24 protein-coding genes are annotated in these 25,765 nt (G+C 76.8%); 14 read left to right on the top strand and 10 right to left on the bottom strand.

What is annotated here, in order from left to right:
* Positions 1 to 259 (top strand): hypothetical protein (locus ACI8AD_RS22785; RefSeq protein ID WP_456872810.1); only part of this gene is annotated, 259 nt, incomplete at its 5' end.
* On the opposite strand, the gene ACI8AD_RS22780 is transcribed toward ACI8AD_RS22785, so the two are convergent.
* On the bottom strand, positions 256 to 762 hold the full coding sequence (locus ACI8AD_RS22780) for a DinB family protein (RefSeq protein WP_456872809.1): 507 nt from the start codon (positions 760 to 762) through the stop codon (positions 256 to 258). The genes ACI8AD_RS22785 and ACI8AD_RS22780 overlap by 4 nt on opposite strands.
* 93 nt (positions 763 to 855) lie before the next feature.
* On the opposite strand from ACI8AD_RS22780, the gene ACI8AD_RS22775 reads away from it, so the two are divergent.
* A complete protein-coding gene (locus tag ACI8AD_RS22775) occupies positions 856 to 1,821 on the top strand; it encodes a helix-turn-helix transcriptional regulator (RefSeq protein ID WP_456872808.1) in 966 nt (321 codons plus the stop codon).
* Between the two features lie 18 nt (positions 1,822 to 1,839).
* On the opposite strand, the gene ACI8AD_RS22770 is transcribed toward ACI8AD_RS22775, so the two are convergent.
* On the bottom strand, positions 1,840 to 4,428 hold the full coding sequence (locus ACI8AD_RS22770) for a DUF6777 domain-containing protein (RefSeq protein ID WP_456872811.1): 2,589 nt from the start codon (positions 4,426 to 4,428) through the stop codon (positions 1,840 to 1,842).
* A 184-nt stretch (positions 4,429 to 4,612) separates the two neighbouring features.
* On the opposite strand from ACI8AD_RS22770, the gene ACI8AD_RS22765 reads away from it, so the two are divergent.
* Positions 4,613 to 5,419, top strand: a complete 807-nt coding sequence (locus ACI8AD_RS22765; protein WP_456872807.1) for an SDR family oxidoreductase — start codon at positions 4,613 to 4,615, stop codon at positions 5,417 to 5,419.
* A 13-nt stretch (positions 5,420 to 5,432) separates the two neighbouring features.
* Here ACI8AD_RS22765 and ACI8AD_RS22760 read toward each other — a convergent pair whose 3' ends face one another.
* Entirely contained in the window at positions 5,433 to 6,377 is a 945-nt protein-coding gene (locus ACI8AD_RS22760) for a diguanylate cyclase (RefSeq protein WP_456872806.1), read from the bottom strand.
* A gap of 83 nt (positions 6,378 to 6,460) precedes the next feature.
* Positions 6,461 to 7,402, bottom strand: coding sequence for a S1C family serine protease (locus ACI8AD_RS22755; protein ID WP_456872805.1), 942 nt, complete (start codon positions 7,400 to 7,402; stop codon positions 6,461 to 6,463).
* 256 nt (positions 7,403 to 7,658) lie between these two features.
* Between ACI8AD_RS22755 and ACI8AD_RS22750 the strand changes: the two genes are divergently transcribed.
* Genes ACI8AD_RS22750 through ACI8AD_RS22740 form a run of 3 tightly spaced genes read left to right on the top strand, consistent with a single transcriptional unit; the run spans position 7,659 to position 10,767 of the window.
* Positions 7,659 to 8,795, top strand: coding sequence for a carboxylate-amine ligase (locus ACI8AD_RS22750; protein WP_456872804.1), 1,137 nt, complete (start codon positions 7,659 to 7,661; stop codon positions 8,793 to 8,795).
* Positions 8,795 to 10,081: an erythromycin esterase family protein gene (locus ACI8AD_RS22745; protein ID WP_456872803.1), complete on the top strand. Its 1,287-nt coding sequence runs from the start codon at positions 8,795 to 8,797 to the stop codon at positions 10,079 to 10,081. Before ACI8AD_RS22750 ends, ACI8AD_RS22745 begins: the two co-directional genes overlap by 1 nt.
* Positions 10,081 to 10,767 (top strand): alpha/beta hydrolase, encoded by a 687-nt coding sequence (locus tag ACI8AD_RS22740; protein ID WP_456872802.1) that lies wholly within the window; start codon positions 10,081 to 10,083, stop codon positions 10,765 to 10,767. Before ACI8AD_RS22745 ends, ACI8AD_RS22740 begins: the two co-directional genes overlap by 1 nt.
* 25 nt (positions 10,768 to 10,792) lie before the next feature.
* Here ACI8AD_RS22740 and ACI8AD_RS22735 read toward each other — a convergent pair whose 3' ends face one another.
* A complete protein-coding gene (locus ACI8AD_RS22735) occupies positions 10,793 to 12,247 on the bottom strand; it encodes an NAD(P)/FAD-dependent oxidoreductase (protein ID WP_456872801.1) in 1,455 nt (484 codons plus the stop codon).
* Positions 12,248 to 12,378: 131 nt separating this feature from the next.
* Between ACI8AD_RS22735 and ACI8AD_RS22730 the strand changes: the two genes are divergently transcribed.
* The 7 genes from ACI8AD_RS22730 to ACI8AD_RS22700 all read left to right on the top strand — a co-directional run bounded on the left by ACI8AD_RS22730 (position 12,379) and on the right by ACI8AD_RS22700 (position 20,607).
* Positions 12,379 to 13,068: an alpha/beta fold hydrolase gene (locus ACI8AD_RS22730; protein ID WP_456872800.1), complete on the top strand. Its 690-nt coding sequence runs from the start codon at positions 12,379 to 12,381 to the stop codon at positions 13,066 to 13,068.
* A gap of 4 nt (positions 13,069 to 13,072) precedes the next feature.
* A complete protein-coding gene (locus tag ACI8AD_RS22725; protein WP_456872799.1) occupies positions 13,073 to 14,239 on the top strand; it encodes an ROK family protein in 1,167 nt (388 codons plus the stop codon).
* A 160-nt stretch (positions 14,240 to 14,399) separates the two neighbouring features.
* Positions 14,400 to 15,968 carry a sugar ABC transporter ATP-binding protein gene (locus tag ACI8AD_RS22720; RefSeq protein WP_456872798.1) on the top strand — a complete coding sequence of 523 codons (1,569 nt, stop codon included), beginning with the start codon at positions 14,400 to 14,402 and terminating at the stop codon, positions 15,966 to 15,968.
* On the top strand, positions 15,965 to 17,125 hold the full coding sequence (locus ACI8AD_RS22715) for an ABC transporter permease (protein WP_456872797.1): 1,161 nt from the start codon (positions 15,965 to 15,967) through the stop codon (positions 17,123 to 17,125). The genes ACI8AD_RS22720 and ACI8AD_RS22715 overlap by 4 nt, the downstream gene beginning before the upstream one ends.
* Before the next feature lie 145 nt (positions 17,126 to 17,270).
* Complete coding sequence (locus tag ACI8AD_RS22710) at positions 17,271 to 18,326, top strand: substrate-binding domain-containing protein (protein WP_456872796.1); 1,056 nt, start codon at positions 17,271 to 17,273, stop codon at positions 18,324 to 18,326.
* Positions 18,327 to 18,382: 56 nt separating this feature from the next.
* Positions 18,383 to 19,600 (top strand): Gfo/Idh/MocA family protein, encoded by a 1,218-nt coding sequence (locus ACI8AD_RS22705; protein WP_456872795.1) that lies wholly within the window; start codon positions 18,383 to 18,385, stop codon positions 19,598 to 19,600.
* Positions 19,600 to 20,607 (top strand): sugar phosphate isomerase/epimerase family protein, encoded by a 1,008-nt coding sequence (locus tag ACI8AD_RS22700; protein WP_456872794.1) that lies wholly within the window; start codon positions 19,600 to 19,602, stop codon positions 20,605 to 20,607. Before ACI8AD_RS22705 ends, ACI8AD_RS22700 begins: the two co-directional genes overlap by 1 nt.
* Before the next feature lie 36 nt (positions 20,608 to 20,643).
* Here ACI8AD_RS22700 and ACI8AD_RS22695 read toward each other — a convergent pair whose 3' ends face one another.
* Together ACI8AD_RS22695 and ACI8AD_RS22690 are read right to left on the bottom strand one after the other, a co-directional pair.
* Positions 20,644 to 21,579, bottom strand: a complete 936-nt coding sequence (locus ACI8AD_RS22695; RefSeq protein WP_456872793.1) for an alpha/beta hydrolase family protein — start codon at positions 21,577 to 21,579, stop codon at positions 20,644 to 20,646.
* Positions 21,576 to 21,932, bottom strand: coding sequence for a hypothetical protein (locus ACI8AD_RS22690; RefSeq protein ID WP_456872792.1), 357 nt, complete (start codon positions 21,930 to 21,932; stop codon positions 21,576 to 21,578). Before ACI8AD_RS22690 ends, ACI8AD_RS22695 begins: the two co-directional genes overlap by 4 nt.
* Before the next feature lie 54 nt (positions 21,933 to 21,986).
* Between ACI8AD_RS22690 and ACI8AD_RS22685 the strand changes: the two genes are divergently transcribed.
* A complete protein-coding gene (locus ACI8AD_RS22685) occupies positions 21,987 to 22,526 on the top strand; it encodes a helix-turn-helix domain-containing protein (RefSeq protein ID WP_456872791.1) in 540 nt (179 codons plus the stop codon).
* A 1-nt stretch (position 22,527) separates the two neighbouring features.
* Here the strand turns inward: ACI8AD_RS22685 and ACI8AD_RS22680 are convergent, their stop codons facing one another.
* From ACI8AD_RS22680 to ACI8AD_RS22670, 3 genes are all read right to left on the bottom strand, one after another.
* On the bottom strand, positions 22,528 to 23,070 hold the full coding sequence (locus tag ACI8AD_RS22680) for a hypothetical protein (protein ID WP_456872790.1): 543 nt from the start codon (positions 23,068 to 23,070) through the stop codon (positions 22,528 to 22,530).
* 81 nt (positions 23,071 to 23,151) lie between these two features.
* On the bottom strand, positions 23,152 to 24,735 hold the full coding sequence (locus ACI8AD_RS22675) for a DEAD/DEAH box helicase (protein WP_456872789.1): 1,584 nt from the start codon (positions 24,733 to 24,735) through the stop codon (positions 23,152 to 23,154).
* Positions 24,736 to 24,995: 260 nt separating this feature from the next.
* Complete coding sequence (locus ACI8AD_RS22670) at positions 24,996 to 25,652, bottom strand: GlxA family transcriptional regulator (protein WP_456872788.1); 657 nt, start codon at positions 25,650 to 25,652, stop codon at positions 24,996 to 24,998.
* Positions 25,653 to 25,765 lie beyond the last annotated feature (113 nt).

The raw sequence follows: 25,765 nt of genomic DNA, 5'->3' as shown, positions 1-25,765 counted from the left end.
CGCCCGGGCGGCGCGGGACCGGGCCGCCCGGGCGGCGCGCCGGGCCGCCGAACTGACCGCCCGGGTCGAGGAGCTGGCCGCCGAGCTGGCGCGGGCGCGCGAGGAGGCGGAGGCCGCCGGCACCGAGACGGCGACGGCGCAGCGGCGGGCGGGTGCGGCCGACCGGGCGGCGGAGCGCGCGGCCGCCGAGCGCGACCGCACCGCCGCCCGGGTCGCCGAGCTGGAGGCGGCGCCGCCCGGTGCCGGCCCCTCCGGCTAACCCATCGTCCTCTGGCCGTCGAGGGACTCCCGCAGGATGTCGGCGTGCCCGGCGTGCTGGGCGGTCTCGGCCACCACGTGCAGGAACACCCGCCGCGCGGAGCGGACGGCGCCCGGCGCGAACCACGGCGCCTCCGGCAGCGGGTGCGCGGCGTCGAGGTCGACGGTGCGGACCAGCTCGTCGGTGCGGGCGGCGACGTCGTCGTAGAGGGCGAGCACCGACGCCAGCGTCTCGCCCGGTGCCAGCACCCACTCCTGCGCCCAGTCCTCCGGCGACTGCTCCATGGCGCTGGTGCCGTGGACGACGAAGTCCGCCCACGACCGCTCGGTGGAGGCGACGTGCTTGACGATGCCGGCCAGCGTCAGCCGGCTGGCGGTGGTGCGCCGGGTGGCCTGCTCGTCGGTCAGCCCCCGGACGGTGTACCGCAGGAAGTCCCGGTGGGTGGCCAGCGTCTCGAGCAGGTCGGCGCGCTCGCCGGTCAGGGTGGGGGTCGAAGCGGTCACGGGGTCCTCCGGGGTTCTCGTCCGTCCTGGTGAGGACCATGCTCCCGGTCATTGCGGTCACATCCTGACCGTTGTCCCGGGGAGGATAGGGGGGTGAGCGACCCCGCGGTGCGCACCCTCCGGCTGCTGTCCCTGCTGCAGGCACGCCGCTACTGGTCCGGCGCCGACCTGGCCGACCGGCTGGGCGTCTCCGTCCGCACGCTGCGCCGCGACGTGGAGCGGCTGCGCGAGCTCGGCTACCCGGTCGACGCCTCGCGCGGGGTCGACGGCGGGTACGCGCTCGCGCCGGGCGCCGCGCTGCCGCCGCTCGTGCTCGACGACGACGAGGCCGTCGCGCTCGCCGTCGGGCTGCAGGCGGCCGCCGCGGGCCCGGTCGCGGGCATGGCCGAGACGTCGGTGCGGGCGCTGGCCAAGCTGGTGCAGGTCATGCCCCGCCGGCTGCGCTCGCGGGTCGAGGCGCTGCGCGCGGTGACGGTGCCGGCCGGCACGCCCCCGTCGTCGGGCGCCGACGTCGTCGACCCCGCCGTCCTGACCACCGTCGCCCTCGCCTGCCGCGACACCGAGCGGCTGACCTTCGGCTACACCGCCCCCGACCGGGAGCGCGCGGAGCGGACCGTCGAGCCGCACCGCCTCGTGGCGCTGGGCCGCCGCTGGTACCTCGTCGGCTACGACCTCGACCGCGGCGACTGGCGGGTGTTCCGGCTCGACCGGCTGCACGCTCCGCGCGGCACGGGCGCGGTGTTCGGCCCGCGCCGCTTCCCCGCCGAGGACGCCGCGGCCTACGTGCGCGAGCGCATCGGCAGCGCGTGGACCCGGTACGTCGTCGAGGCGCGGGTGGCCGCCGGCGGGGACCACGTGCGCCGGCGGATCGGGCGCTGGGCCACCGTCACCGACGACGGCCCCGGCGGCTGCCGGGTGCGCATCGAGGGCGACGACCTCGACTGGGCGGTGGCGGCGCTGGGCCTGACCGGCGCGCCGTTCACCGTGCTGTCCCCGCCGCCGGAGCTCACCGACCGGCTGCGCGTGGTCGCCGACCGGTACACCACCGCGGCCGGCTGAGCGCCCCGCCGTCGACGGTCAGGAGCCGCCCGGGTCGGCAGCCGGCGGCTCCCCGGCGGGCGGTTCCGCTGCGGGCGCCTCCTCGGCGGGTGGGTCCGGTGCGGGCGGCTCCTCGGGGGGCGCCTGTCCGGCCGGTGCCTCGACCGCGGCCTCCTCCCGGGCCGGGGGTTGCGCGGCGGGCGGCTCCGGAGCCTGCGGGGCCGGTGGTGCCTCGGCGGGCGGCTCGTCGGCCGGCGGTGCGGGCGGGGCCGGTGGCTCCTCGGCCGGCGGCTCCTCCGCGGGGGGCTCCTCCGCTGGCGGCTCCTCCGCAGGGGGCTCGTCGGCGGGGGGCTGCTCGGTCGGCGGCTCCCCGGCGGGTGGTGCCTCCTCGACCGGTGCCTCCGGCTGCGGCGGGCTGCCCGGCGCGTCCCCGGCGGGAGGAGCGCCGGACCCGGGGGCCGGTGCAGGCGCCACCGTGCCGCCGGACGGACCCGCGGGGCCGTCGCTGCCGGACGGGGAACCGGACGAGGAACCGGACGAGGAGCCGGACGAGGAGCCGGACGACGGGCCCGCCGACGTCGTCCCGCTGCCCGTGGCGGGCGGTGTGGTGTCGCCGCCGAACCGGAGGGCCTGCTCGGCCAGGCCGGCGTCGACCTGCCGGTCCCCGCCACCGGCGGTGCCCACGGGCCGGGCCACCACCGTGCCGGTCGTGTCGTCGACGAGGACCAGCGCGGGCACCGGCGCGGCGCTGCGCTGCACGACGACCACCGTGTCGGGGGCACGACCCCGCACGGGGTCGCCCTCGGGGTCCTGGTAGTCGGGGGAGGGGCGGGCGGCGGGCGGCTCCAGCGGGTTGCCGCACAGGCACCGGACCTGCGGGACGCCCGAGTCGTCGACCAGCACGGCCGTGCCGGCCCGCAGCACCGACTGGAACGGCACGGCCCGCCCGTCGGCGAAGCCGTGGTTGGTGACGGCGGTGTCGAAGCGCAGCACCACCGGGGTCAGCGTCGCCAGGTGCAGCTCGATCCCGTCGACCGGGATGCCCTCGACCGCGGCGAAGGCGGCGGCGCGGTCGGGGCGGGCCGCGAGGAACGCCGCCATCCCCTCGGCGTCGCAGACCTCGGCGCCGGGACCGCCGTAGAGCCCCGGCCGGTCACCGGCCACCGGGCTGCCCGCCGCCGCGCTCCCGGTCGCCGCGCCGTCGGGTCCCGCGCCCCCCGGTGCAGCGCCGTCCGGCGCCGTGGCGTCCGGGGACTGGGTGCCGGCCGCCTCGGCCGGGGTGTCGGCGCCCACCCCGGCGCCGCCGGTCCCCGTCGGGGGCTCGAGGGTCGTCCCCGCGGACCCGTCGCCCTGCGGGGAGCCCGCGGTGCCCGGTGCCGCGCCGGCCCCGTCCGCGGGGGGCTCGCCGTCGGCGGGTGCCGGGACGCCGGACTCAGCCGGGCCGGCCGCCCCCGGCGGCGCGGGGACGAACGGGTCCTCGCCCGGGTCGTCGGCCGGCTCGACGACCACCGGGGTCGACGCCGTCGCGTCGGAGCCGTCGGAGGCCAGCCGGACCGCCGCCACCCCGCCGGCGGCGGTCAGCGCGACCGCCCCGGCGACGAGTGCCGCGGCCAGGCCCCGGCGGCGGGGTGGCCGCGGCGGCGGTTCGGCGGCGCGGTGCCGGGCGCGGTGGGCACCGGCCACGTCGGCCCCGGAGCCGCGCACGGCCGCGGCGGTCCCTCCCGCCGGAGCACCGGCCGCCGGGGCACCGCCCGCGGTACCCACCGCGGTCCCGCCGGAGGCGGCCGGCGGCGGGACGGCCCGCACCGGCACGGTGTCGGGGGCGGGCATGAGTGCCGCGCGGGCGGCGCGCGCCAGCTCGCCGGCGCTCACGTACCGCTGGTCGGGGTCCTTGGCCATGCCCCGCGCCACCACGGCGTCGAGCCCCGGCGGGAGCGAGGCGACCACGTCGGTGGGCCGCGGCGGCTCCCGGTGCAGGTGCGCCTCGCACAGCTCCTGCGCGTCGGCGGCGGCGAACGGCGGCCTGGCGGTGAGCACCTCGTACAGGAGGCAGGCCAGCGCGTAGACGTCGACCCGGTGGTCGGCGAGCCGGTCGGTCAGGCGCTCGGGGGGCACGTACCGCGGCATCGCGACCGCGTCCCCGCCGGTGGGGGCCCCGGCGATCCCGAACCCGTCGAGGTGGCAGTCCGGGTGGGCGGTCCGGCCCGACAGCAGGACCTCGGCGGGCGCGACGTCGCGGTGCACGAGACCGCGGGCGTGCGCGGCGTCGAGTGCGGCGGCGAGCTGCCCGACGACGCCGACCGCGAGGTGGGCCGGCAGCGGCCCCCCGGCGGCGAGCACCGCGGCCAGCGTCCGGCCGTCGACCAGCTGCGTGTCCACGTAGAGCCGGCCGTCGATCTCGCCGAACTCGTGGACGGCGACGACGTGCGGCTCGTCGAGCTGCGCGGCGCGCTCGCAGTCGCGGAGGAAGCGTGCGCGGAACCGCTCGTCCCGGGTGAGCTCCGGCAGCAGGATCCGGAGCGCGACGGTCCGGTGCCGGCGGGTGTCCCAGGCGCGGTGGACCTCGCCCGAGCGGCCGCGTCCCAGCAACTCGTCGAGCTCGTAGGGGCCGAAGGTCTGGAGCGGCAGGAGCGTCTCCCGGTGGAGCGAGGCTGACGGGTGGCTGCGTCAGTTCCCCGAGTGTCGGCCGCGATCCGGCCGATCGCCACGGACCCGCCGGGTGCCCGGGCGTGGACGCCGGACCGTCGTCGCGGCACTGCGCAGCGTGATCGGTCGGACGGCGGGGACCGGCACCGGCCCGCAGCATGGGGGCATGACGGAGTCAGCGGGCCGCGTCGCGGTCGTCACCGGGTCGGAGTCGGGCATCGGCAAGGCGGTGGCCGTCGCGCTCGCCGAGCAGGGCTGCGACGTGGGGATCACCTGGTACCGCGACGAGGCCGACGCGCAGGCCACCGCCGAGGAGGTGCGCTCCCGGGGCCGGCGCGCGGAGGTCCGCCACGTCGACCTCACGCAGCTGCCGCAGGCCGCCGACGTCGTCGACGAGCTCGCCGACGCGCTCGGCGGCATCGACGTGCTCGTCAACGACGCCGGCACCGGTCACTCCACGCTGCTCCTCGACACCGACTACGCGACGTGGCGCGAGGTGCTGGCCACCGACCTCGACGCGGCGTTCCTGTGCCTGCAGCGGGCCGCCCGGCGGATGGTCGCCGCCGGGCGGGGCGGGCGCGTCGTCAACGTCACCAGCGTCCACGAGCACCAGCCGCGGGTGGGCGCGGCGGCCTACTGCGCGGCCAAGGGTGGCCTGGGGCTGCTCACCCGGGTCGCCGCCATCGAGCTCGCCGAGCACGGGATCACCGTGAACGCCGTCGCGCCGGGGGAGATCGCCACGCCGATGACCGGCCAGGAGGACGAGGACCCCACCGCGCCCGGGCACGAGCGGCCCGGTGTCCCGGTGGGCCGCCCGGGCGACGCCCACGAGGTCGCCGCCGTCGTCGCGTTCCTCGCCTCCCCGCAGGCGTCCTACGTGACCGGGGCGTCCTACGCCGTCGACGGCGGCATGCTGCAGATGGGGCCGATGGCCGGCTCCCACCTGACCTCCGACGGCTGGCGCCGCCCCTGAGCGCCCGGGGCGCTCAGTCCACGCGCGTCCGGCGGGCGGAGCGGACCGCCTTCTGCCGGTAGAGGGCGGCGTCGGCGCGGGCGAGCACCTCGTCGAGGTCCTCACCGGGGCGGGCGGTCGCCGTCCCGGCCGACCACGGCCCGGCCGACACCGCGCGCAGCCGCTGCAGCAGGTCGGCGGTGGCCGCGGTGTCGCTGCCGGGCAGGCACAGGGCGAACTCGTCCCCGCCGACCCGGCCGAGCAGGTCCGACCGGCGCAGCTCCGAGCGCCAGGAGGAGGCCAGCGAGCGCAGCAGTGCGTCCCCGGCGGCGTGCCCCCCGGTGTCGTTGACCGCCTTGAACCCGTCGAGGTCCAGCAGCGCGACGGTGACCGGCTCGCCGGCCCGCCCCGCGGCGGCCAGCACCCGGACGGCGCCGTCCTCCCACGCGCGGCGGTTGACCAGCCCGGTCAGCGGGTCGGTGCAGGCGGCCCGGCGCAGGGCGCGGGTCTGGCGGATCTGCGCCTCGGTGAGCACGACCGCGGTGATGACCGCGGCGCTCCACGGCGACAGGAAGCCCTCCGGCGCCGCGGCGAGCGCGCCCGCGCTGACGACGACGACCCCGGCGGCGGCGTGGGCGCGGGCCGGCGCCGGCGGCAGCACGTGCCCGGCGAGCATCCCCAGGGCCACCAGCGCCGGGCCGAGGCCGACGATGCCCACGGCGGTGGCCGACCGCCAGGCCACCAGGGCGGTGAGCAGCGACAGCAGCGCGAGCGCCGCGTGGACGGCGGCCATCGGCAGCCGGTCGCGGCCGGTCCACATCACCGCGGCGAGCGCCCCGCCGCACACGGCCAGCGCTGCCAGCAGCGACACCGGCGTGCGGACGCTCATCGGCCACAGCGCGCCCGCCGCGCACAGCACGGCCCCACAGCCGTACAGCAGCGCGAGCAGGCCCAGCCCACTCCTGCGATCCCCGTACACGCGGCCCCCTCCGTCGCGAAGGGGATCGTTCCCCATCCGGGCGCTCCTGAGCAGGGGGAGGAGCGCGTCACCCGGAGGAGTGGTCAGCCGGTGAGCTCGGTCGGGACGGCGATGACGTCGACCATGGCCCCGCGCCGGTAGACGGTGACCGGCAGCGGCTGTCCCACCGCCTCGGCGAACAGCAGCCGCTGCAGGCTCTGCGCCTCGGCCACCGGCGCCCGGCCCGCCTCCAGGACCAGGTCACCGGGCCGCAGCCCCGCCCGGTCGGCCGGCGACCCCGCGACGACGTCGACCACCCGCAGCCCGCGGCGGCGTCCGGTGCGCTCGGCGAGCGGGGCCGGCAGCGGCGCGGGACTGCTGACCAGGCCGAGGTAGGCCCGGCGCACCCGGCCGTCGCGCACCAGCGTCGTCATGATCCGGCGGGTGGTGTCGTTGACCGGCACGGCCAGCCCCAGGCCCCACCCCGCGACGGCGGTGTTGATCCCCACCACCCGGCTGGCGGAGTCGGCCAGCGCGCCGCCGGAGTTGCCGGGGTTGAGCGCGGCGTCGGTCTGGATGACGTCCTCGACCACCCGCGCGGTGCGCCCGTCGCGGGTGGGCAGCGAGCGCCCCAGGCCGCTGACCACGCCGGCGGTCACCGACCCGGCCAGGCCCAGCGGGTTGCCGACGGCGACCACGAGCTGCCCGACCCGCAGCTGCGCGGCGTCGCCGAGCACGGCCGGCTCCGGGGCGCCGCCGGTGGCCCGGACGACGGCGAGGTCGGAGAGCGGGTCGGTGCCGACGACGTCCACCGCCGTCTCGCTGCCGTCGCTGAACACCGCCCGCCCGGCGCGGGCGCGGCCGACCACGTGCGCGTTGGTCAGCAGCAGGCCGTCACCGGGGACCACCACCGCCGACCCGGCGCCCGACCGCCCGTCGGGGCCGGTGACCTGCAGCGCGGCGACGTGCGGGGTGAGGTCGGCGGCCACCGCGGTGACCACCTGGGAGTAGGCGTCCAGCGCGGCGTCGGTGTCCGGTCGGGTCACGGCGCACCTCCTGGGTCTGATTACACCGTTGCACCGTCCAGTGGACGCCTGTGCGCCCGTCCCGGCCACCCCCGCGGCTACGCCCACAGCGATCAGGTGCCCCGGCGCGCGCTCGTGCTCTGCCCACGGACGCGGGGCAGAGCACGAGCGCGCCGGTCAGCAGGTGCGACGCCGCCGGGCCGGCCGTAGCGTCGGCCTGCCCCACACACGGTCACCAGCACGGTCACCGGCACCCCCGACGGCACCCAGGAGCGGCGTGCACCCCGACGGCCAGCAGTCCGACACCCGCGCCGTCGGGCGCACCCTCGGTGTCGAGGAGGAGTTCCACCTCGTCGCGCCCGACACCTACGAGCTGACCCCGGGCCCGCAGGCGGCGGCCGCCGCCCTCGCCGGCGAGGCGGGCCCGCTGGTGCTCCCGGAGATCTCCACCACCCAGCTGGAGACCGCCAGCGGGATCTGCACCTCCCTCGCCGAGGTGCGCGCCGAGATCGCCGCCGGCCGCGCCCAGGCGGCCGCCGCCGCGGCGCGCGACGGCCTGCTGCTGCTGCCCGCGTCCACCCACCCGTGGGACTCCTGGCACACCATGCCGGTCACGCCGGGGGAGCGGTACGAGGCGATGGTGGAGCGCTGGGCGGGGCTGGCCCGGCAGCAGGACATCTGCGGCTGCCACGTGCACGTCGGCGTCCCCGACCTCGACACCGCCGTCGCCGTGCTCGACCGCGCCCGGCCCTACGTCCCGGTGCTGCTGGCCATGACCGGCAGCTCGCCGTTCCACGACGGCGTCGACACCGGCTACGAGTCGTGGCGGACGCTGTGGTGGACCCGCTTCCCGCACGCCGGCGCCCCCGAGCCCCTCGGCGACGCCGAGGGCTACCGGCGCGTGCTCGCCGGCCTGGTCGCCTCCGGCGTGGTGGCCGACGGGTCGCACCTGTACTGGGACGTGCGCCCCTCGGCCCGACTGCCGACCATCGAGTTCCGGCTGGCCGACGTGTGCACCACCGTCGACGACGCCGTCCTGCACGCGGCGCTGGTCCGCTCGCTGGTGCGGGTGCTCGCCGGCCGCGCCGCCCGCGGCGAGCCGGTGCCCGAGGTCCGCCCCGAGCACCTGCGGGCGGCCCGCTGGCGGGCGGCGCGCGAGGGCGTCGGCGGCCGGCTGTTCGACCCGCTGCGCCTGGAGCTGGTCGACGCCCGCGACGCCGTCTCCGGCCTGCTCGCCGAGCTCGAGGAGGACCTCACCGGCGCCGGCGAGTGGGACGAGGTCTGCGCGCTGGTGCAGGACCTGCTCGGCCGGGGTACGTCCGCGGCGCGGCAGCGGAGCACCTGGCTGCGCACGGGCGACCGCCGGGCGGTCGCCGAGTGGGTCGTCCGCGAGGGGGCGGCCGGGAGGACCTGATGGACGCCGACGACGTCCGGGAGCTCGCCCTCCCGCTGCGCGATGCCGCCGACCTCGACCCGCTGCTCGCGCGGGTCGGCGACGCGCGGGTGGTGGCGGTCGGCGAGGCCAGCCACGGCACGCACGAGTACTACGCCTGGCGCGCGGCGCTGACCCGCCGCCTGGTCGAGGAGCACGGCTTCGGCCTGGTCGCCGTCGAGGGGGACTGGCCCGACTGCGCCCGGGTCGACCGCAGCGTGCGGCTGCGCCCGGGGGCCGACGAGGACCCGCGCACCGCCCTGGACGCGATCTCCCGCTGGCCGACGTGGATGTGGGCCAACGACGACGTCGTCGACTTCTGCCGCTGGCTGCGCGAGGTCAACGCCGCCCGGCCCGCGGCCGAGCGTGTCGGCTTCCACGGCCTCGACGTCTACAGCCTCTGGGACTCCATGCACGAGCTGCTGGCCTGGGTGCAGGACAACGAGCCCGAGCACGCGGCGGCCGCGCGGCAGGCGCTGCGCTGCTTCGAGCCCTTCGGCGAGGACGGCGCCGAGTACGCCTTCGCCAGCCGGTTCGCGCCCTCCACGTGCGAGGAGACCGTCGTCGACCTGCTGCGCCGGTTGTGCGAGGAGCGCGGCGCGGCGAGCGACCCCGACGACGCCGACGCCCGCTTCGCCGCCGAGCAGAACGCCGCCGTCGTCGCCGGGGCCGAGCGCTACTACCGGGCGATGGTCGGGGGCTCGGCGGAGTCGTGGAACGTCCGCGACGTGCACATGGCCGACACCCTCGACCGGCTGCTGGCGCACACCGGCCGGCGGGCGGTCGTCTGGGAGCACAACACCCACGTCGGGGACGCCCGCGCCACCGACATGGCCGACGCCGGGATGACCAACGTCGGCCAGCTGCTGCGGGAGCGGCACGGCGCCGACGACGTCGTGCTGGTCGGGTTCGGCGGGCACCGCGGCGGGGTGGTCGCCGGGCGGGAGTGGGGCGCGCAGATCGAGCGCATGGTCGTGCCGCCGGCCCGGGAGGGCAGCCTGGAGCACCTGCTGCACGAGGCGCTCGGACGGGACGCGCTGGTCCTCGTCCCGCGCGGGGAGCGCCCCGGCTGGTTGGAGCGCCGGCTCGGCCACCGGGCGATCGGCGTGGTGTACCGGCCCGAGCGGGAGCGCTGGGGCAACTACGTGCCGACCGTGCTCGGCGAGCGCTACGACGCCTTCCTGTACCTGGAGGAGACGACGCCGCTGCAGCCGCTGCACCTCGAGCGGCCCGACGAGCACGTGCCGCCCGCGGCGCACGCGGTGTGATGGCGGCCGCGCCGCGCCCGGCCGCCGAGGGGCGACTCGAGGCGCGGCCCGGTCCCTCGCCGGCCGGGCCGCCGCTGCCGCCGGGCACCACGGCGCTCGACCTCGGCGGCGCAGCCGAGGCGCTGGTCGCCGTCCCCCGGGCAGGGGGCGGGCCGTGCCCGCTGCTGGTGTTCTGCCACGGCGCCGGCGGCCACGCCGGGCAGTCGCTGGCGGCGGTGGGCGACGTCGCCACCGCCCGCGGGGTCGCGGTGCTCGCCACGTCGTCGGTGGCGGTCACCTGGGACCTCATCGCGGGCGGGCTCGGCCGCGACGTCGCCGTCCTCGACGCCGCCCTGCAGCAGGTGGCCGCGGGCCTGGCGGTGTCGCGGGTGGCGCTCGGCGGCTTCTCCGACGGCGCCTCGTACGCCCTGTCGCTGGGCCTGGCCAACGGCGAGCTGGTCGAGGCGCTGCTGGCCTTCTCACCCGGCTTCGCGGCGCCGCCCGGGCGCGCGGGCCGGCCGCGGGTGTGGATCGCCCACGGCACGCACGACCGGGTGCTGCCGGTCGACCGCTGCGGCCGGCGGGTGGCGCAGCAGCTCACCGCGGGCGGCTACGACGTCGTCTACGACGAGTTCGACGGCGGCCACGTGGTGACCCCCGCCCTGGTCGCCGCCGCCCTCGACACGTGGCTCGGCCCGCCCCGCTGACGCGGGGCGGGCCGAGGTGGTGCCGCTAAGCGGTGCGGCGGGCGACGAGGTCCTTCTGCTGCTCGGGGTTGACCTCGTCGGGGTCCTCGCCGTGGTCCTTCGGGCCACCGGTCTTCGACGCGGAGAACTCCGGGCCGAGCTTCTCCAGCGCCAGCCGGCCGTAGACCTGCTGCTGGGTGGCCACCCGCTGCGAGCGGCCGCGGCCGAGGAAGCTGACCATCCAGTGCAGCACCGTGGTGACCCGGCTCTTGAAGCCGATGATGTAGAAGAGGTGCACCACCAGCCAGATCACCCAGGCGATGAAGCCCTCGAACTTCATCTTCTTGATGTCGGCCACCGCGGAGAACCGCGAGATCGTCGCCATGTTGCCCTTGTCGCGGTAGCGGAAGGGCCCGCGCGGCTTCTTGCCGGCGAGGCGGCGCTGGATCTGGTCGGCCGCGTAGCGCCCGCCCTGGATGGCCACCTGTGCCACACCCGGCAGCTTGTCGGGGTGGTTGGCCATGTCGCCGACGACGTGGATCTCCGGGTGGCCGGGCAGGGTCAGGTCCGCCTGCACCGCGACCCGGCCGGGGCGGTCCACCTCGGCGCCGGTCTTCTCGCCCAGCAGCCGGCCCAGCGGGGAGGCCTGCACACCGGCCGCCCACACCTTGGTGGCGGCGGCGATGCGGCGCACCTGCCCGTCGGAGTCCTTGACGGTGAGGCCGTCGGCGTCGAGGTCGGTGACCAGCGCGCCGAGCTGGACCTCGACGCCGATCCGGTTGAGGTGGCGGCGCGCCTGCTCACCGAGCTTCGGGCCGAACGGCGGCAGCACCTGCGGCGCGCCGTCGAGCAGGATGATGCGCGCCTGCTCGGGGTCGATGTTGCGGAAGTCGCGGCGCAGCGTCCGGTGCGCGAGCTCGGCGATCTGGCCGGCCATCTCCACCCCGGTGGGGCCGGCACCGACGACGACGAAGGTCATCAGTCGCTCGACCTCGGCGGGGTCGGTGGCGATCTCGGCCAGCTCGAAGGCGCCGAAGATCCGGCCGCGCAGCTCGAGGGCGTCGTCGATGCTCTTCATGCCGGGGGCGAACTCGGCGAACTGGTCGTTGCCGAAGTAGGACTGTCCCGCGCCGGCGGCGACGATGAGCTCGTCGTAGGGGTGCACCGTGGTGCGGCCGAGGACGGTGGAGGTCACCGTGCGCGCGTCGACGTCGATGTCGACGACCTCGCCCAGGACCACCCGGGCGTTCTTCTGGTGGCGCAGCACCTCGCGGGTGGCCGGCGCGATCTCGCCCTCGGACAGGATGCCGGTGGCCACCTGGTAGAGCAGCGGCTGGAACAGGTGGTGGCCGGTCTTGGCGATCACCGTGACGTCGACGTCGGCGTTGCGCAGGGCCTTCGCGGCGAACAGCCCTCCGAAGCCGGAGCCGACGATCACCACCTGCGGGCGTCCGGTCCGCGTGCCGTCGGCGGCGTCGTGCGCAGGTGATGTCGTCGTCATGATGACTGATCCTCTCCCGTCAGGGACTCCGCTGTCCTGCAGCGGGCCGGCCGGGGAGGTGATCCCGGCCACCCGCCCGTGGCTGTGGTGTGCGTTCGCGGTGTCCGCGTCCACCCGGTACAACCGGGCCGGTGCCCGTCCTCATCCCCCGGCTGGTGGTCGTCCCCGGCCTGGGGCTGGACGGGCGGTCGTGGTCACGGCTGCGCCGGCGGGTACCCGCCGGCGTCGTGCTCCTACCCGGGATGGGCCGGTCTGCACCTGTTCCCCCGCTCGACGACCTGGCCGCCGCCCTGCGCGCCGCCCTCGGTGCCGGTCCGGTCGTGCTCGCCGGGCACAGCCAGGGCTGCCAGGTGGTCGCCGCGGCGGCCACGGACCCCCGCGTGGCCGGTGTCGTGCTGCTCGGCCCGACCACCGACCCGCGGCTGCGCCGCCCGGCCCGGCTGGCCCGGTGGTGGCTGTGGACGGCGCTCGCCGAGCCGTGGTGGCAGCTGCCGCTGGTGCTCGCGCAGTGGCTGGGCACCGGCCCCCGCGCGATGCGGGCCCTGTGGCGGAGCGCGGCTCCCGACCGGATCGAGGACCGGCTGGCCGCCGTCGGCGTGCCGGTGACCGTCGTCCGCGGCACCCGGGACCGGCTCTGCCGTGCCGACTGGGCCGGGCGGGTGGCCGCCGCGGCACCCCGCGGCCGGGTCGTCGAGGTGCCCGGTGCGGCGCACATGACGGTGCAGACCCACCCCGGCGAGGTGGCCGCCGTGCTGCGGGCGGTGCTGGCGGAGTCGGCCGGGCGGAGCGGCCGGGACCGGGCCCGCGGCGTGTCACCATGACGGCATGGGCTCCTCCTCCGCCTCGGCCGGCGCGCTGCTGCACCACGTGCGCACCGGCCGTGCCCGGAGCCGGGCCGAGCTCGTCGCGCTGACCGGCGCCGCGCGCAACACCGTCAGCGCCCGCGTCGACCAGCTCATCGCCGCCGGCCTGCTCGAGGAGGGCGGCCGCGGCTGGAGCACCGGCGGCCGCCCGCCCACCCTGCTGCGGTTCAACAGCGCCGCCGGGTGCGTGCTCGCCGTCGACCTCGGCGTCACCAGCGTCGACGTCGCCGTCACCGACCTGTCCGCGCAGATCCTCGCCACCGCCGGGCACCCCATCGACATCGCCGAGGGCCCCCGCCCGGTGCTCGCCGAGGTCGACCGGCTGGCGCAGCAGGTGCTCGCCGAGGCCGGGCTGACCCCTGCCGACGTGTGCGCCGTCGGCGTCGGCGTCCCCGGCCCGGTCGAGTTCTCGACCGGGCGGCCCTCGCACCCGCCGATCATGCCCGGCTGGCACGACTTCCCGATCCCGAGCGCGTTCGGCCGCTACGGCTGCCCGGTGTTCGTCGACAACGACGTCAACGTCATGGCGCTCGGCGAGATGGGCGTCGCGGGCTCGGTGCAGGACGTGCTGGTCGTCAAGGTCGGCACCGGCATCGGCTGCGGGATCATCGTCGACGGCGGGGTGTACCGGGGCGCGCAGGGCAGCGCCGGCGACATCGGGCACATCCACGTGCCCTCGGCCGGCGGCCGGGAGGTCGTCTGCCGGTGCGGGCAGACCAACTGCCTGGAGGCGATCGCCGGCGGCGGTGCGCTGCTGCGCGACGCCCAGGCCGCCGGGCTGCCGGTCACCACCACCCGCGACGTCGTCGAGCGGGCCGCGCAGGGCGACGGTGTGGCCCTGGAGCTGGTCCGGCACGCCGGCCGCACGATCGGCACCGTGCTGGCCGCGCTGGTCAACTTCTTCAACCCGCACCGGATCGTCATGACCGGGGGCGTCGCCCAGGCCGGCGTCCCGCTGCTGGCCGGCATCCGCGAGGCGGTCTACGGCCGGGCCATGCCGCTGGCCGCGCGTGCCCTGGAGATCACCGTCAGCGAGGCGCCGGACCTCTCCGGCCGGGTCGGTGCCGCCCTCATGGCCATCGAGGGCCACCTCGACGAGGACTCCGTCCACCAGGCGCTCGCCCGCTGAGACGGGGTGCCTCCCGCCCGGGAGGCCCCCTCGACGGTCCGGCGGTCGGGTCGCGATCCGGTAACCGACCCGGCCAGGGTCTTGACCTCCTGTGTGCCACCTCATACGTTCTCCGCTCAACGGACTAATGGTCAAAGCTGAGCAGAAGTCGGGTGGTGCGGTGGACGTCGAGCGGGAGTCGCGGCTGCGCGAGGCGCCGCTGCTGGAGATGCACGGCATCGTCAAGACCTTCCCGGGCGTCCGCGCGCTCGGCGGCGTCGATCTCGACGTCCGCGCGGGGGAGGTGCACTGCCTCCTCGGCCAGAACGGCGCCGGGAAGTCGACGCTGATCAAGGTCCTCGCCGGCGCCCACCAGCCCGACGAGGGCGCCATCTGGTGGCGCGGCGAGCGGGTCCGGCTGTCGACGCCGCAGGCCGCGCTGGGCCTGGGCATCGCGACGATCTACCAGGAGCTCGACCTGGTCGCCGGGCTGACCGTCGCCGACAACGTCTTCCTCGGCCGGGAGCAGGCCCAGCTGGGCTTCGTGCGGCCGCGCGAGCTCAACCGGCGGGCGGGGGAGCTGCTCACCCGGCTCGGCCACCCCGAGATCCGCCCCGGCGCCGAGGTCGGGTCGCTGCCTGCGGCCTCCCAGCAGATGGTGAGCATCGCGCGGGCGCTGTCCCAGGACGCCCGGCTGATCATCATGGACGAGCCGTCCGCGGTCCTCGACAACGAGGAGGTCGAGCGGCTCTTCACGGTCATCCGCGACCTCACCGCGCACGACGTCGCCGTCGTCTACATCTCCCACCGGCTCGAGGAGATCCGCGAGATCGGCGACCGGATCACCGTCCTCAAGGACGGCCGGACCGTCGCCACCGGGCTGCCGGCCCGGGAGACGCCGACCCGCGAGGTCATCACGCTGATGACCGGCCGGGACATCGAGTACGTCTTCCCCGAGCGCCACCACCGGCCCCCGGCCACCGCCGAGCCGGTGCTCGAGGTCGACGACCTCGGCCTGCGCGGCGCGTTCTCCGACGTCTCCCTCACCGTGCGGCCCGGCGAGATCGTGGGGCTGGCCGGGCTGGTCGGCTCGGGCCGCTCGGAGATCCTCGAGACCGTCTACGGTGCCCGGCGCGCGACCAGCGGCACGGTGCGCGTGGGCGGCCGCCGGCTGCGGCCCGGTGACGTCGGCGCCGCGGTGGCCGCCGGCGTCGGCCTGGCACCCGAGGAGCGCAAGAGCCAGGCGCTGCTGCTCGGCGAGTCGGTGGCCCGCAACATCTCGATCTCCAGCCTCGCCCGCTTCGCCCGCGGCGGCTTCCTGTCCGCCGCGGCCGAGCGCGCGGCCGCCCGGGAGCAGGTCGGCGCGCTGGAGGTCCGCCCCGCCGACGTCACCCGCGAGGTGCGGACGCTGTCCGGCGGCAACCAGCAGAAGGTCGTGCTGGCCCGCTGGCTGCTGCGCGAGTGCCGGGTGCTGCTGCTCGACGAGCCGACCCGCGGCGTCGACGTCGGTGCCCGGTCGGAGATCTACGCGCTCGTGCGCGACCTCGCCGACCGCGGGGTCGCGGTGGTCGTGGTCTCCAGCGAGATCCCGGAGGTGCTCGGTCTGGCCGACCGGGTCCTCGTCGTCGCGGAGGGCCGGGTGGTGGCCGAGGAGCCGGCCGCGGCCCTCGACGAGCACCGCGTGCTCGACCTGGTCATGGAGGGGACGTCGACGCACGGCGTCCCGGTGCACGAAGGGGACGTCGCATGAGTGAGGGCAGCACGGTGCTGACCACGGGCACGGGCAAGGAGCAGTCCCGCCGCGGGCACCCCGGCGGGTTCCTGGCGGGGCCGGTGGGCCGCAACCTGGGCCTGGTGCTCGCGCTGGTCATCCTCTGCATCGTCGGGATCGCGACAGCCGGTGACCGCTTCGCCGACGTCGACAACGTCCTGACCATCCTGCGGCTGGCCTCGGTCATCGGCGTGGTCAGCGTCGGCATGACCTTCGTGATCATCGGCGGCGGGATCGACCTGTCGGTCGGCGCGCTGGTGGCCCTGGCGTCGGTGTGGGCCACCACGCTGGCCACCCAGCAGATGGCCGAGGACGTCCACTGGATCGTCATGGTGGTCACCGCGCTGGTGGTCGGCAGCGTGGCCGGGCTCGTCAACGGGGTGGTCATCGCCTACGGGCGGCTCGCCGCCTTCATCGCCACGCTGGCGATGCTCGCCGCCGCCCGCGGCCTGGCCGAGATCATCGCCAACCGGCGCACCCAGATCGTGCGCGACCGGGACTTCCTGTCCTTCTTCTCCGGCGACGTCCTCGGCGTCCCGACGCTGGTGATCATCTTCGCGCTGGTCGCCGTCGCCGGGTGGGTGCTGCTCAACCGCACGACCTTCGGCCGGCGCACCTTCGCCGTCGGCGGCAACGCCGAGGCCGCCCGGCTGGCCGGCATCCGGGTGCAGCGGCACACCGTCAAGCTCTACGTCCTGTCCGGCGTCTGCTGCGGCATCGCGGCCGTGATGCTCATGGCGCGCACGACGACGGGCAGCTCGACCCACGGCACCCTCTACGAGCTCGACGCCATCGCCGCGGTGGTCATCGGCGGCACGCTGCTCATCGGCGGGCGCGGCACGATCGTCGGCACCGTCCTCGGCGTCCTGATCTTCACCACGCTGGGCAACGTCTTCACGCTCAACAACCTGTCGAGCTCGGCGCAGGCCGTGGCCCGCGGCGTGATCATCATCCTCGCGGTGCTGCTGCAGCAGCGCGTGGCCACCGGCGGCTTCTCGTTCCGCCGCCCCGGCTCCGGGAGCGATCCGGGAGGGCCGGCCCTGCCCGGATCGCCCTCCGGTGCGGTCTCCGGCGGCACCAGCGCCGCGGGCGGCCCCGGCGGCGCCCGGCCGGCCGCCACCGGCAAGACCCTCTGACGGAGGACCCCCTCGCCCCACCGCCCGCAGACCCGCGGCGGGGCCACGCGAGGGGGCCGTTCCAGCCGCACCACCCGCCGGACACCCGTCCGGCGGCGTCCCACCCGGCTCCCGGACAGGGAGGCGACACCCGAGGAGAGAGAGCATGTCTGCAACGAGGCAGCGTCCGTTCCGCCGTCTGCCGTACGCCACGGTCGCCCTGCTCAGCGCGGGCGTGCTCGTGGCCGGCTGCACCAGCAACACCCCCGAGGACTCCGGCAGCGGAGGCGGCGGCAACCAGGCCGCCAGCGCCAACGACGAGGCCGGCGACACCGTCACCATCGGCTTCTCCGCCCCTGCGGCCGACCACGGCTGGATGGCCGGCATCACCGAGGCCGCCCGGGCCGAGGCGGAGAACTACGAGGACGTCGAGCTGGTGGTCGCGGAGGGCACCAACGACGTCAGCACCCAGATCAGCCAGGTGGAGACGTTCATCAACGACGGCGTCGACGCGATCGTGCTGCTGCCCTTCGACGGTGCCGCGATGACCCCGGTGGCGATCCAGGCGATGGAGGCCGGCATCCCGGTCATCAACGTCGACCGCGAGTTCGACAGCCCCTTCGCCGCGCGCACCACGATCCTCGGCGACAACTACGGCATGGGCGTCTCGGCCGGCACGTACATCTGCGAGCAGCTCGGCGACCAGCCCGACGCCGTCGTCGCCGAGATCGCCGGCATCGACTCGCTGCCGCTGACCCAGGACCGCAGCCAGGGCTTCGCCGACGCGCTGTCCGAGTGCGGTCTCGACGTCGACAACCGCGTCGCCGCCGACTTCACCGTCGAGGGCGGCGAGGAGGCGGCGTCGAACCTGCTCCAGGCCGCGCCGCAGATCGACGCCCTGTGGAACCACGACGACGACCAGGGCGTCGGCGTCCTGGCCGCCATCGAGAGCGCCGGTCGCGACGAGTTCATCATGGTCGGCGGCGCCGGCTCGGCGAACGCGATGCGGGCCATCCAGGAGGGCGACTCGGTGCTGCAGGCGACGGTCATCTACCCGCACACCCAGGCCGCCGACGGCATCGCGCTGGCGCGGCTGGTCGCGCAGGACAAGGCGCTGTCGGACCTGACCGAGGTCGAGGTCCCGCGGCAGATCGTGCTCAACGCGCCGGTCGTCACCGCCGACAACGTCGACCAGTACATCGACAACGCGTTCGAGTCCTGATCCACCCGGGCGGGGCCGCCGGTCACCGGCGGCCCCGTCCCTCCCCGGGAGCCCCCATGACCTCAGCAGACCGGCCGACCCTCGGGATCGGTCTCATCGGACACGCCTTCATGGGCGCGGCGCACTCGCAGGCCTGGCGCACCGCCCCCCACTTCTTCGACCTCCCGCTGCGCCCCGAGCTCACCGTGCTCGCCGGCCGCGACCCCCAGCGGACCGCCGACGCCGCCGCCCGGCTGGGCTGGGCCTCGGTGGAGACCGACTGGCGGCGGCTGCTCGAGCGCGACGACGTCGGCCTCGTCGACGTCTGCACCCCCGGCGACACCCACGCCGAGATCGCCATCGCGGCGCTCGAGGCCGGCAAGCACGTGCTCTGCGAGAAGCCGCTGGCCAACTCCGTCGCCGAGGCGGAGGCGATGACCGCTGCCGCGCAGCGGGCCGCCGCCCGCGGCGTGCGCTCGATGGTCGGCTTCACCTACCGCCGGGTGCCGGCGATCGGGCTGGCCCGGCAGCTGGTCGCCGAGGGCCGCATCGGCCAGGTGCGGCACGTGCGCGCGCAGTACCTGCAGGACTGGATCGCCGACCCCGCCGCGCCCATGTCGTGGCGGCTGGAGAAGGACAAGGCCGGCTCCGGCGCGCTCGGCGACATCGGCGCGCACATCGTCGACCTCACCCAGCACATCACCGGCGAGAGCCTGACCGGCGTCAGCGCGCTGCTGGAGACCTTCGTCGAGGAGCGCCCGCTGCCGGCCGCGGCCGGGTCGCTGTCCGGCGTCGCGGGGCAGGGGACGGGCCGGGTCACCGTCGACGACGCCGCGGTGTTCCTCGGCCGGTTCTCCGGCGGCGCGCTGGCCACCTTCGAGGCCACCCGCTTCGCCCTCGGCCGCAAGAACGCCATCCGCATCGAGGTCAACGGGTCCGAGGGCAGCCTCGCCTTCGACTTCGAGGACATGAACGTGCTGCAGTTCTTCGACGGCAGCGAGCCCGCCGAGCGCGCCGGGTTCCGGCGCATCCTCGTCACCGAGCCCGGGCACCCCTACATCGGCTCCTGGTGGCCGGCCGGTCACGGGCTGGGCTACGAGCACGGCTTCACCCACCAGGTCGTCGACCTGCTCACCGCGATCGCCAAGGACGAGGACCCGACGCCGTCGTTCGCCGACGGCCTGCAGGTGCAGCGGGTGCTCGACGCCGTCGAGCGCAGCGCCGCCGCCGACTCCGTGTGGACCCCGATCGCCGCCCAGGACCCCGCCGCCCAGGACCCCGAGAGGACCGCCTGATGCCCCGCCCCGTCACCCTGTTCACCGGCCAGTGGGCCGACCTGCCGTTCGAGGAGGTGGCCCGGCTCGCCTCCGAGTGGGGCTACGACGGCCTGGAGATCGCCTGCTGGGGTGACCACCTCGACGTCGAGAAGGCCGCCACCGACGACTCCTACGTGCAGCAGCGGCTCGAGCTGCTGGACAAGTACGGCCTGAAGGTGTGGGCCATCTCCAACCACCTCAACGGCCAGGCCGTCTGCGACGACCCGATCGACGCCCGGCACCAGGACATCGTCAACAAGCGGGTCTGGGGCGACGGCGACCCCGAGGGCGTCCGGCAGCGGGCGGCCGAGGAGATGGAGCTGACCGCGCGCGCCGCGGCCAAGCTGGGCGTGAAGACGGTCGTCGGGTTCACCGGGTCGAAGATCTGGAAGGCCGTGGCGATGTTCCCGCCGGCCCCCTCGTCGATGATCGAGGACGGCTACGCCGACTTCGCGGCGCGGTGGAACCCGATCCTCGACGTCTTCGACGAGGTCGGCGTCCGGTTCGCCCACGAGGTGCACCCGTCGGAGATCGCCTACGACTACTGGACGACGGTGGCCGCGCTCGAGGCGATCGGCCACCGCGAGGCCTTCGGGCTGAACTGGGACCCGTCGCACTTCGTGTGGCAGGACCTCGACCCGGTCAGCTTCATCTGGGACTTCAAGGACCGGATCTACCACGTCGACTGCAAGGACGCGAAGCGCCAGGTCGGCAACGGCCGCAACGGCCGGCTCGGCTCGCACCTGCCGTGGGCCGACCCGCGGCGCGGCTGGGACTTCGTCTCCACCGGGCACGGCGACGTCCCGTGGGAGGCCTGCTTCCGGATGCTCAACACGATCGGCTACGACGGGCCGATCTCGGTGGAGTGGGAGGACGCCGGCATGGACCGCCTGGTCGGCGCCCCCGAGGCGCTGGCCTTCGTCCGCCGGCTGGCCTTCGACCCGCCGGCCGCGGCGTTCGACGCCGCGTTCTCCAGCGGCAATTGAACCGGTGGCCGGGCGCGTCCGCGCGCCCGGCCACCGTCAGGCAGCGGTGCGCTGCAGGCCGGTGACCTCGCGGCACCAGCCGACGACGGCGGCGAGCACCCCGGCGTCGACCGGGCGGCGCAGCTCGCCGCGGTAGGCGCCCATCGACGCCCGTCCCGGCTGGCGGCGCAGCGTGTGGGTCAGGTCGGGCACCCGCAGGACGGTGACCGGTCCCGGCACCGTCGCGGCGATCACCTCGAGGTCGGCGACGGGGACCTGCAGGTCCTTCTCCCCGGTCACCGCGAGCACCGGGACGACGATCCGGGCGAGGTCGGTGCGCGGGTCGTGCGCCAGGAACTCCCGGTGCCAGCGCGCGTTGAGGCGCGCGGGGCCGATGCGGGCGACGTCGGTGGTCGTGGCCCGGATGCGCTCGTGGTTGGCGGCGACCTTCCGCTCCAGGTCGGTCCGCGTCAGCCGCAGCAGCGCCCGCACCGGCGCCGGCAGCGTCGGGCCGATCTGCCGCGCCTGCCAGCGCAGCAGCTCCGCACCCGGGGTGGCCGAGCAGGCCAGCAGGACGACGCCGGCCGCCGGCACCCCCCGCGCGACCGCCGTGGCGGCGAGCAGCGCGCCCTCGCTGTGGCCGGCGAGCACCACCCGGTCGCCGTCGACCTCGGGCCGGGCGGCGAGGGCGGTGGCGGCCCGGACGAGGTCGTCGGCGTTGTCGGTGAACCCCGCCCGCCGCCAGTCGCCCGGCGTCGCGCCGACGCCGCGCTTGTCGTACCGCAGCGACGCGACGCCGCCCTCGGCGAGGGCGTGCGCCAGGTCGCGGGTGACGCCGAAGCGCGCCCGGCGGTGGTCGGAGTCGCGGTCGAGCGGCCCCGAGCCCGGGGCCAGCAGGACGGCCGGCACCGGGCCGGGGGAGTCCGGCAGGGTGAGCGTCCCGGCGAGCGGGGGCTCGCCGGGCACCGTGAGGGGGACCTCGCGCACGGTCACCGGGGGACCGTCCGGTGCGCGGCCACGTCGGCGGCGACCGCGGCGGCGTCGTCGGCGGACACGAGCACGGTGTCGAAGCGCTGGCCGGTCAGGTGCAGCCGCACGGCCGGGCCGCGGCGGACGCTGACGAACGCCCTGGTGCCCCGGCGCCGCCAGGTGCCGATCAGCCGCCGGCCCGGCAGGCCGAGCCCGGGGGCGCGCAGGCCGCGGGCGGCGGCCAGCCCGTCGGGGACGACCTCGGCCGAGCGCACCGCCGCCAGCGGCACCTCGAGGTCGCGCAGCAGGCCGAGGACCTTCTCGGTCCGGGTGAGGGAGACGGACAGGGTCTGCGGAGTGGTCCGGATCGTCGCCATGCGGTTATTGTTCTCGATGGTGACATCGTTGTCAACTATGAGAGAGGTGGCCGCGTGGCGACCGCGGACCTGCTGCTGCACCCGGTGCGGCTCCGGGTCGTCCAGGCGTTCCTGGGCGACCGCACCCTGACCACCGGCGAGCTGCACGCCGAGCTGCCCGACGTCCCGGCCGCCACGCTGTACCGGCACGTCGGGGTGCTGGCCGACGCCGGCGTGCTCGAGGTGGTCGCCGAGCGGCGGGTGCGGGGGAGCACCGAGCGCACCTACCGGCTGGTGGTCGCCGCCGCCTCGGTCGGGCCGGCCGAGGCGGCGGCGATGAGCCCCGACGAGCACCGCCGGGCCTTCGGCACGTTCGTCGCCGCCCTGCTGGCCGACTTCGACCGCTGGCTCGGGCGCGCGGCCGAGGAGCCGGGCGGGCCCGACCCCGCGCGGGACGGGGTCGGTTACCGGATGACCGGCCTGTGGCTCGACGACGACGAGTTCGCCGGCCTCCTCGACGACGTCCGGGCGGTGCTCCGGGCGCGCCTGGACAACGCGCCCGGCCCGGGCCGGCGGCGGCGGCTCGTCGGCACGGTCTTCCTGCCCGGGGACTGAGTCAGGCCGCGGCGGCGGCGCGGGCGGCCCGGCGGTCGGCCCTGCGCTCCATCTTCTGCTCGGCCCGGGAGACCCGCTTGTTGGCCTTCGCCAGGGTCCGGGCGGCCTTCTGCACGCGCTTGGAGCCGCGGTCGACGGTGCCGCGGGTGAGCAGGCCGACGCCGATGCCGAGCAGCCAGACGTCCTTGGCGATCGTCAGGCCCTGCTCGGTGGGGGCGAGGCTGCCCTCCTTGCGCATGCCCGGCGTGCGCAGGTACAGGCCGAGCAGGCCGCCGGCGAAGCCGGTGAGGACGGCGCCGGCCAGCGCGGTCGGCACGAACGGCGTCAGCAGGGCCGCGCCGACGGCGATCTCCGCCGTCGACAGGGCCTGCACGAACTGCCGCGGCTCGACGTCCTTGAGGAAGGGGTAGGTGCCGGAGGCGAAGCCGTGCAGCCCGGCCGCGGTCTCCTCGTCGGCCGCGCGCTTGCCCAGCCCGCTGTTGAGGATGAACGCACCGGCGGAGATCCGGGGACCGATCTCGGACAGGGTGATGGGCAGGGCCACGGGGCACCTCGCAGGGGTCGGGGACGGTCGGGACTGCTCTTCCCGACCGTCCCCCGTGCGAACCCCCGGCAGGAGCTCCGGTCAGCGACCGCCGCGCCGCGACCGGCCGCTGAACGACGCCGCCGAGTGGGTACCGGCCCGCGCGGCCAGCTCCGCGCGGGTGCGTGCGGGGCCGGGGTTGCGCGCGGCGCCGCGGCCACCGGCCGTCGCCGTCGCGGTGGCCTTCGGGGCCGCCGCGGCGGTGCCGGAGCCGCCGCGGCGACGGCGGCCGCCGCCCTGGCCCTGCGGCTGGGGCGCCGGCGCGGGAGCGGGCTCGACGTACGGCGCGGCCGGGCCGGTGAGCGCGGTGATCTGCTCGGCGCCCGGGCGCACCGCGGTCACGACCGGCGTGATGCCGGCCTGGCGGGTCAGCGTGCGCACCTCGCCGTGCTGGTCGGGGGTGGAGAGGGTGACCACCGTGCCGCCGGCCCCGGCGCGGGCGGTGCGGCCCGAGCGGTGCAGGTAGGCCTTGTGCTCGGTCGGCGGGTCCACGTGCACGACGAGCGCGACGTCGTCGACGTGGATGCCGCGCGCGGCGATGTCGGTGGCGCACAGCACGCGCGTGCCGCCGGTGCTGAACGCCTCGAGGTTGCGCTCGCGGGCGTTCTGGCTGAGGTTGCCGTGCAGGTCGACGGCGGGGACGCCGGCCGCGGTGAGCTGCTTGGCGAGCTTCTTGGCCTGGTGCTTGGTCCGGGTGAACAGGACGCTGCGGCCCAGGCCCGAGGCGAGCTGGCGCACGACCTCGGCCTTGTCGGCGGCCGACACCTGGAACACGTGGTGGGTCATGGTGGCCACCGGTGCGACGGCCGGGTCGACCGAGTGGGTCACCGGGCGGTCGAGGTAGCGCTTGACGAGCACGTCGACGCCGTTGTCCAGCGTGGCGGAGAACAGCAGCCGCTGACCGCCCTGCGGCGTGCGGTCCAGCAGCCGCTTGACGCCGGGCAGGAAGCCCAGGTCGGCCATGTGGTCGGCCTCGTCGAGGACGGTGACCTCGACGGCGGACAGGTCCGCGTGGCCCTGCCCGATGAGGTCCTCGAGCCGGCCGGGGCAGGCGATGACGACGTCGACGCCGGCGGCCAGCGCCTGCACCTGCGGGTTCTGCCCCACGCCGCCGAAGACCGTGGTGGAGCGCAGCCCGAGGGCGCGGGCCAGCGGCTCGACGGTGGCCAGCACCTGGTTGGCCAGCTCGCGGGTGGGGACGAGGACCAGCGCGCGCGGCCTGCGCGCCTGGCGGCGGGTGGTGGAGGCGGCCAGCCGGGAGACCAGCGGCAGGGCGAAGGCGATGGTCTTGCCCGAGCCGGTGCGGCCGCGGCCGAGCACGTCGCGGCCGGCGAGGGAGTCGGGCAGGGTCGCGACCTGGATGGGGAACGGCGCGGTGATGCCGCTGGAGGTGAGCACCTCGACCAGCGGGGCGGGCACGCCGAGCTCGGCGAAGGTCGTGTCGGTGGGCAGCACGGTGGCGACGTCGCCGGCCGGGATCTCCCGCGGCTGGGACTGCGGCTGGGGCTGGGACTGGGACTGGGCGGCGGGGGTGGTGCTGCTGCCGCCGGTGCCGCGGCCGCGGCCGCCGCGACGGCGGCGGGACCGGGCGGGACCGGCGGGAGCGGGGGACTGCGGGGAGGTCATCGGTTCCTCGGGCGTTCTCGGGTCGCCGTCCTCGGTCACCGTGCGCGGGCGCAGACCGGCCCCGGGAGACGGGGCGGAGCGCGCCGGCGGCGACGTCGGACAGCCGGGCGCGCCTCGGTGGCGCTGCACCAGCCCGACGTCGAGTCCTGCAGCTCCGGATGAGCGAGGGCGGCGCCGGTCTCCCCACTCAACCAGACGCGGCCGCCGATCCTGCCGCCGTGTGGGCGAGTCGCCCGTCACACCTCCCCCGGACGAGTGCCTCAGGCGGTGCGGCCGGCGCCACGGTAGGTGCGGCGGTAGGCGCCCGGCGCCACCCCGATCGAGGCCCGCAGGTGCTGGCGCAGCGACGCGGGGGTGCCGAACCCGGCCTGCGCCGCGACGCGGTCGACCGAGGCGTCGGTGGACTCCAGCAGCCGCCGGGCCAGCCCGATCCGCTGCGCGGCCAGCCAGCGCAGCGGTGACAGGCCGGTCTCCTCGCGGAAGCGCCGGGTGAACGTCCGCACGCTCATCCGCGCGTGCCCGGCGAGGTCGGCGAGGGTGAGCGGCTCGCCCAGGTGCTCCAGCGCCCAGGCGCGGGTGGCCGCCGTCCCCGTGTCGCCGGACTCCGGCAGCGGCCGCTCCACGAACTGCGACTGCCCGCCCTCCCGCCACGGGGCGACGACGTTGCGCCGCGCGACCCGGTTGGCCACCTCGCTGCCGTGGTCGCGGCGCACCAGGTGCAGCAGCAGGTCGATGCCCGCGGCCACGCCGGCGGAGGTCAGCACGTCGCCGTCGTCGACGAAGAGCACGTCGGCGTCGAGCCGGACGGCGGGGAAGTGCCGGCGGAAGGCGTCGGCGTCGCGCCAGTGCGTGGCGGCCGGGCGCCCGTCGAGCAGCCCGGCCGCGGCCAGCACGGAGGCGCCGGTGCAGATCGACACCATCCGGGCGTGGGGGGGGGGGGGGGGGGGGGGGGGGGGGGGGGGGGGGGGGGGGGGGGGGGGGGGGGGGTGCGGGGGGGGGCCGTTTCGGGGGTCGACGCGCGGGGGGGCGG

It is taken from the genome of Geodermatophilus sp. SYSU D00766 (assembly GCF_054049915.1).
Note: the sequence above shows the minus strand (reverse complement) of the source record. Positions and strands in the feature narration are given on the sequence as shown.

Coding starts and splice junctions, on each gene's coding strand:
- ACI8AD_RS22765 (WP_456872807.1), top strand. CDS start 4,613: ATGACGGAGTCAGCGGGCCGCGTCGCGGTCGTCACCGGGTCGGAGTCG.
- ACI8AD_RS22745 (WP_456872803.1), top strand. CDS start 8,795: ATGGACGCCGACGACGTCCGGGAGCTCGCCCTCCCGCTGCGCGATGCC.
- ACI8AD_RS22740 (WP_456872802.1), top strand. CDS start 10,081: ATGGCGGCCGCGCCGCGCCCGGCCGCCGAGGGGCGACTCGAGGCGCGG.
- ACI8AD_RS22735 (WP_456872801.1), bottom strand. CDS start 12,247: ATGACGACGACATCACCTGCGCACGACGCCGCCGACGGCACGCGGACC.
- ACI8AD_RS22725 (WP_456872799.1), top strand. CDS start 13,073: ATGGGCTCCTCCTCCGCCTCGGCCGGCGCGCTGCTGCACCACGTGCGC.
- ACI8AD_RS22715 (WP_456872797.1), top strand. CDS start 15,965: ATGAGTGAGGGCAGCACGGTGCTGACCACGGGCACGGGCAAGGAGCAG.
- ACI8AD_RS22710 (WP_456872796.1), top strand. CDS start 17,271: ATGTCTGCAACGAGGCAGCGTCCGTTCCGCCGTCTGCCGTACGCCACG.
- ACI8AD_RS22705 (WP_456872795.1), top strand. CDS start 18,383: ATGACCTCAGCAGACCGGCCGACCCTCGGGATCGGTCTCATCGGACAC.
- ACI8AD_RS22700 (WP_456872794.1), top strand. CDS start 19,600: ATGCCCCGCCCCGTCACCCTGTTCACCGGCCAGTGGGCCGACCTGCCG.
- ACI8AD_RS22690 (WP_456872792.1), bottom strand. CDS start 21,932: ATGGCGACGATCCGGACCACTCCGCAGACCCTGTCCGTCTCCCTCACC.
- ACI8AD_RS22675 (WP_456872789.1), bottom strand. CDS start 24,735: ATGACCTCCCCGCAGTCCCCCGCTCCCGCCGGTCCCGCCCGGTCCCGC.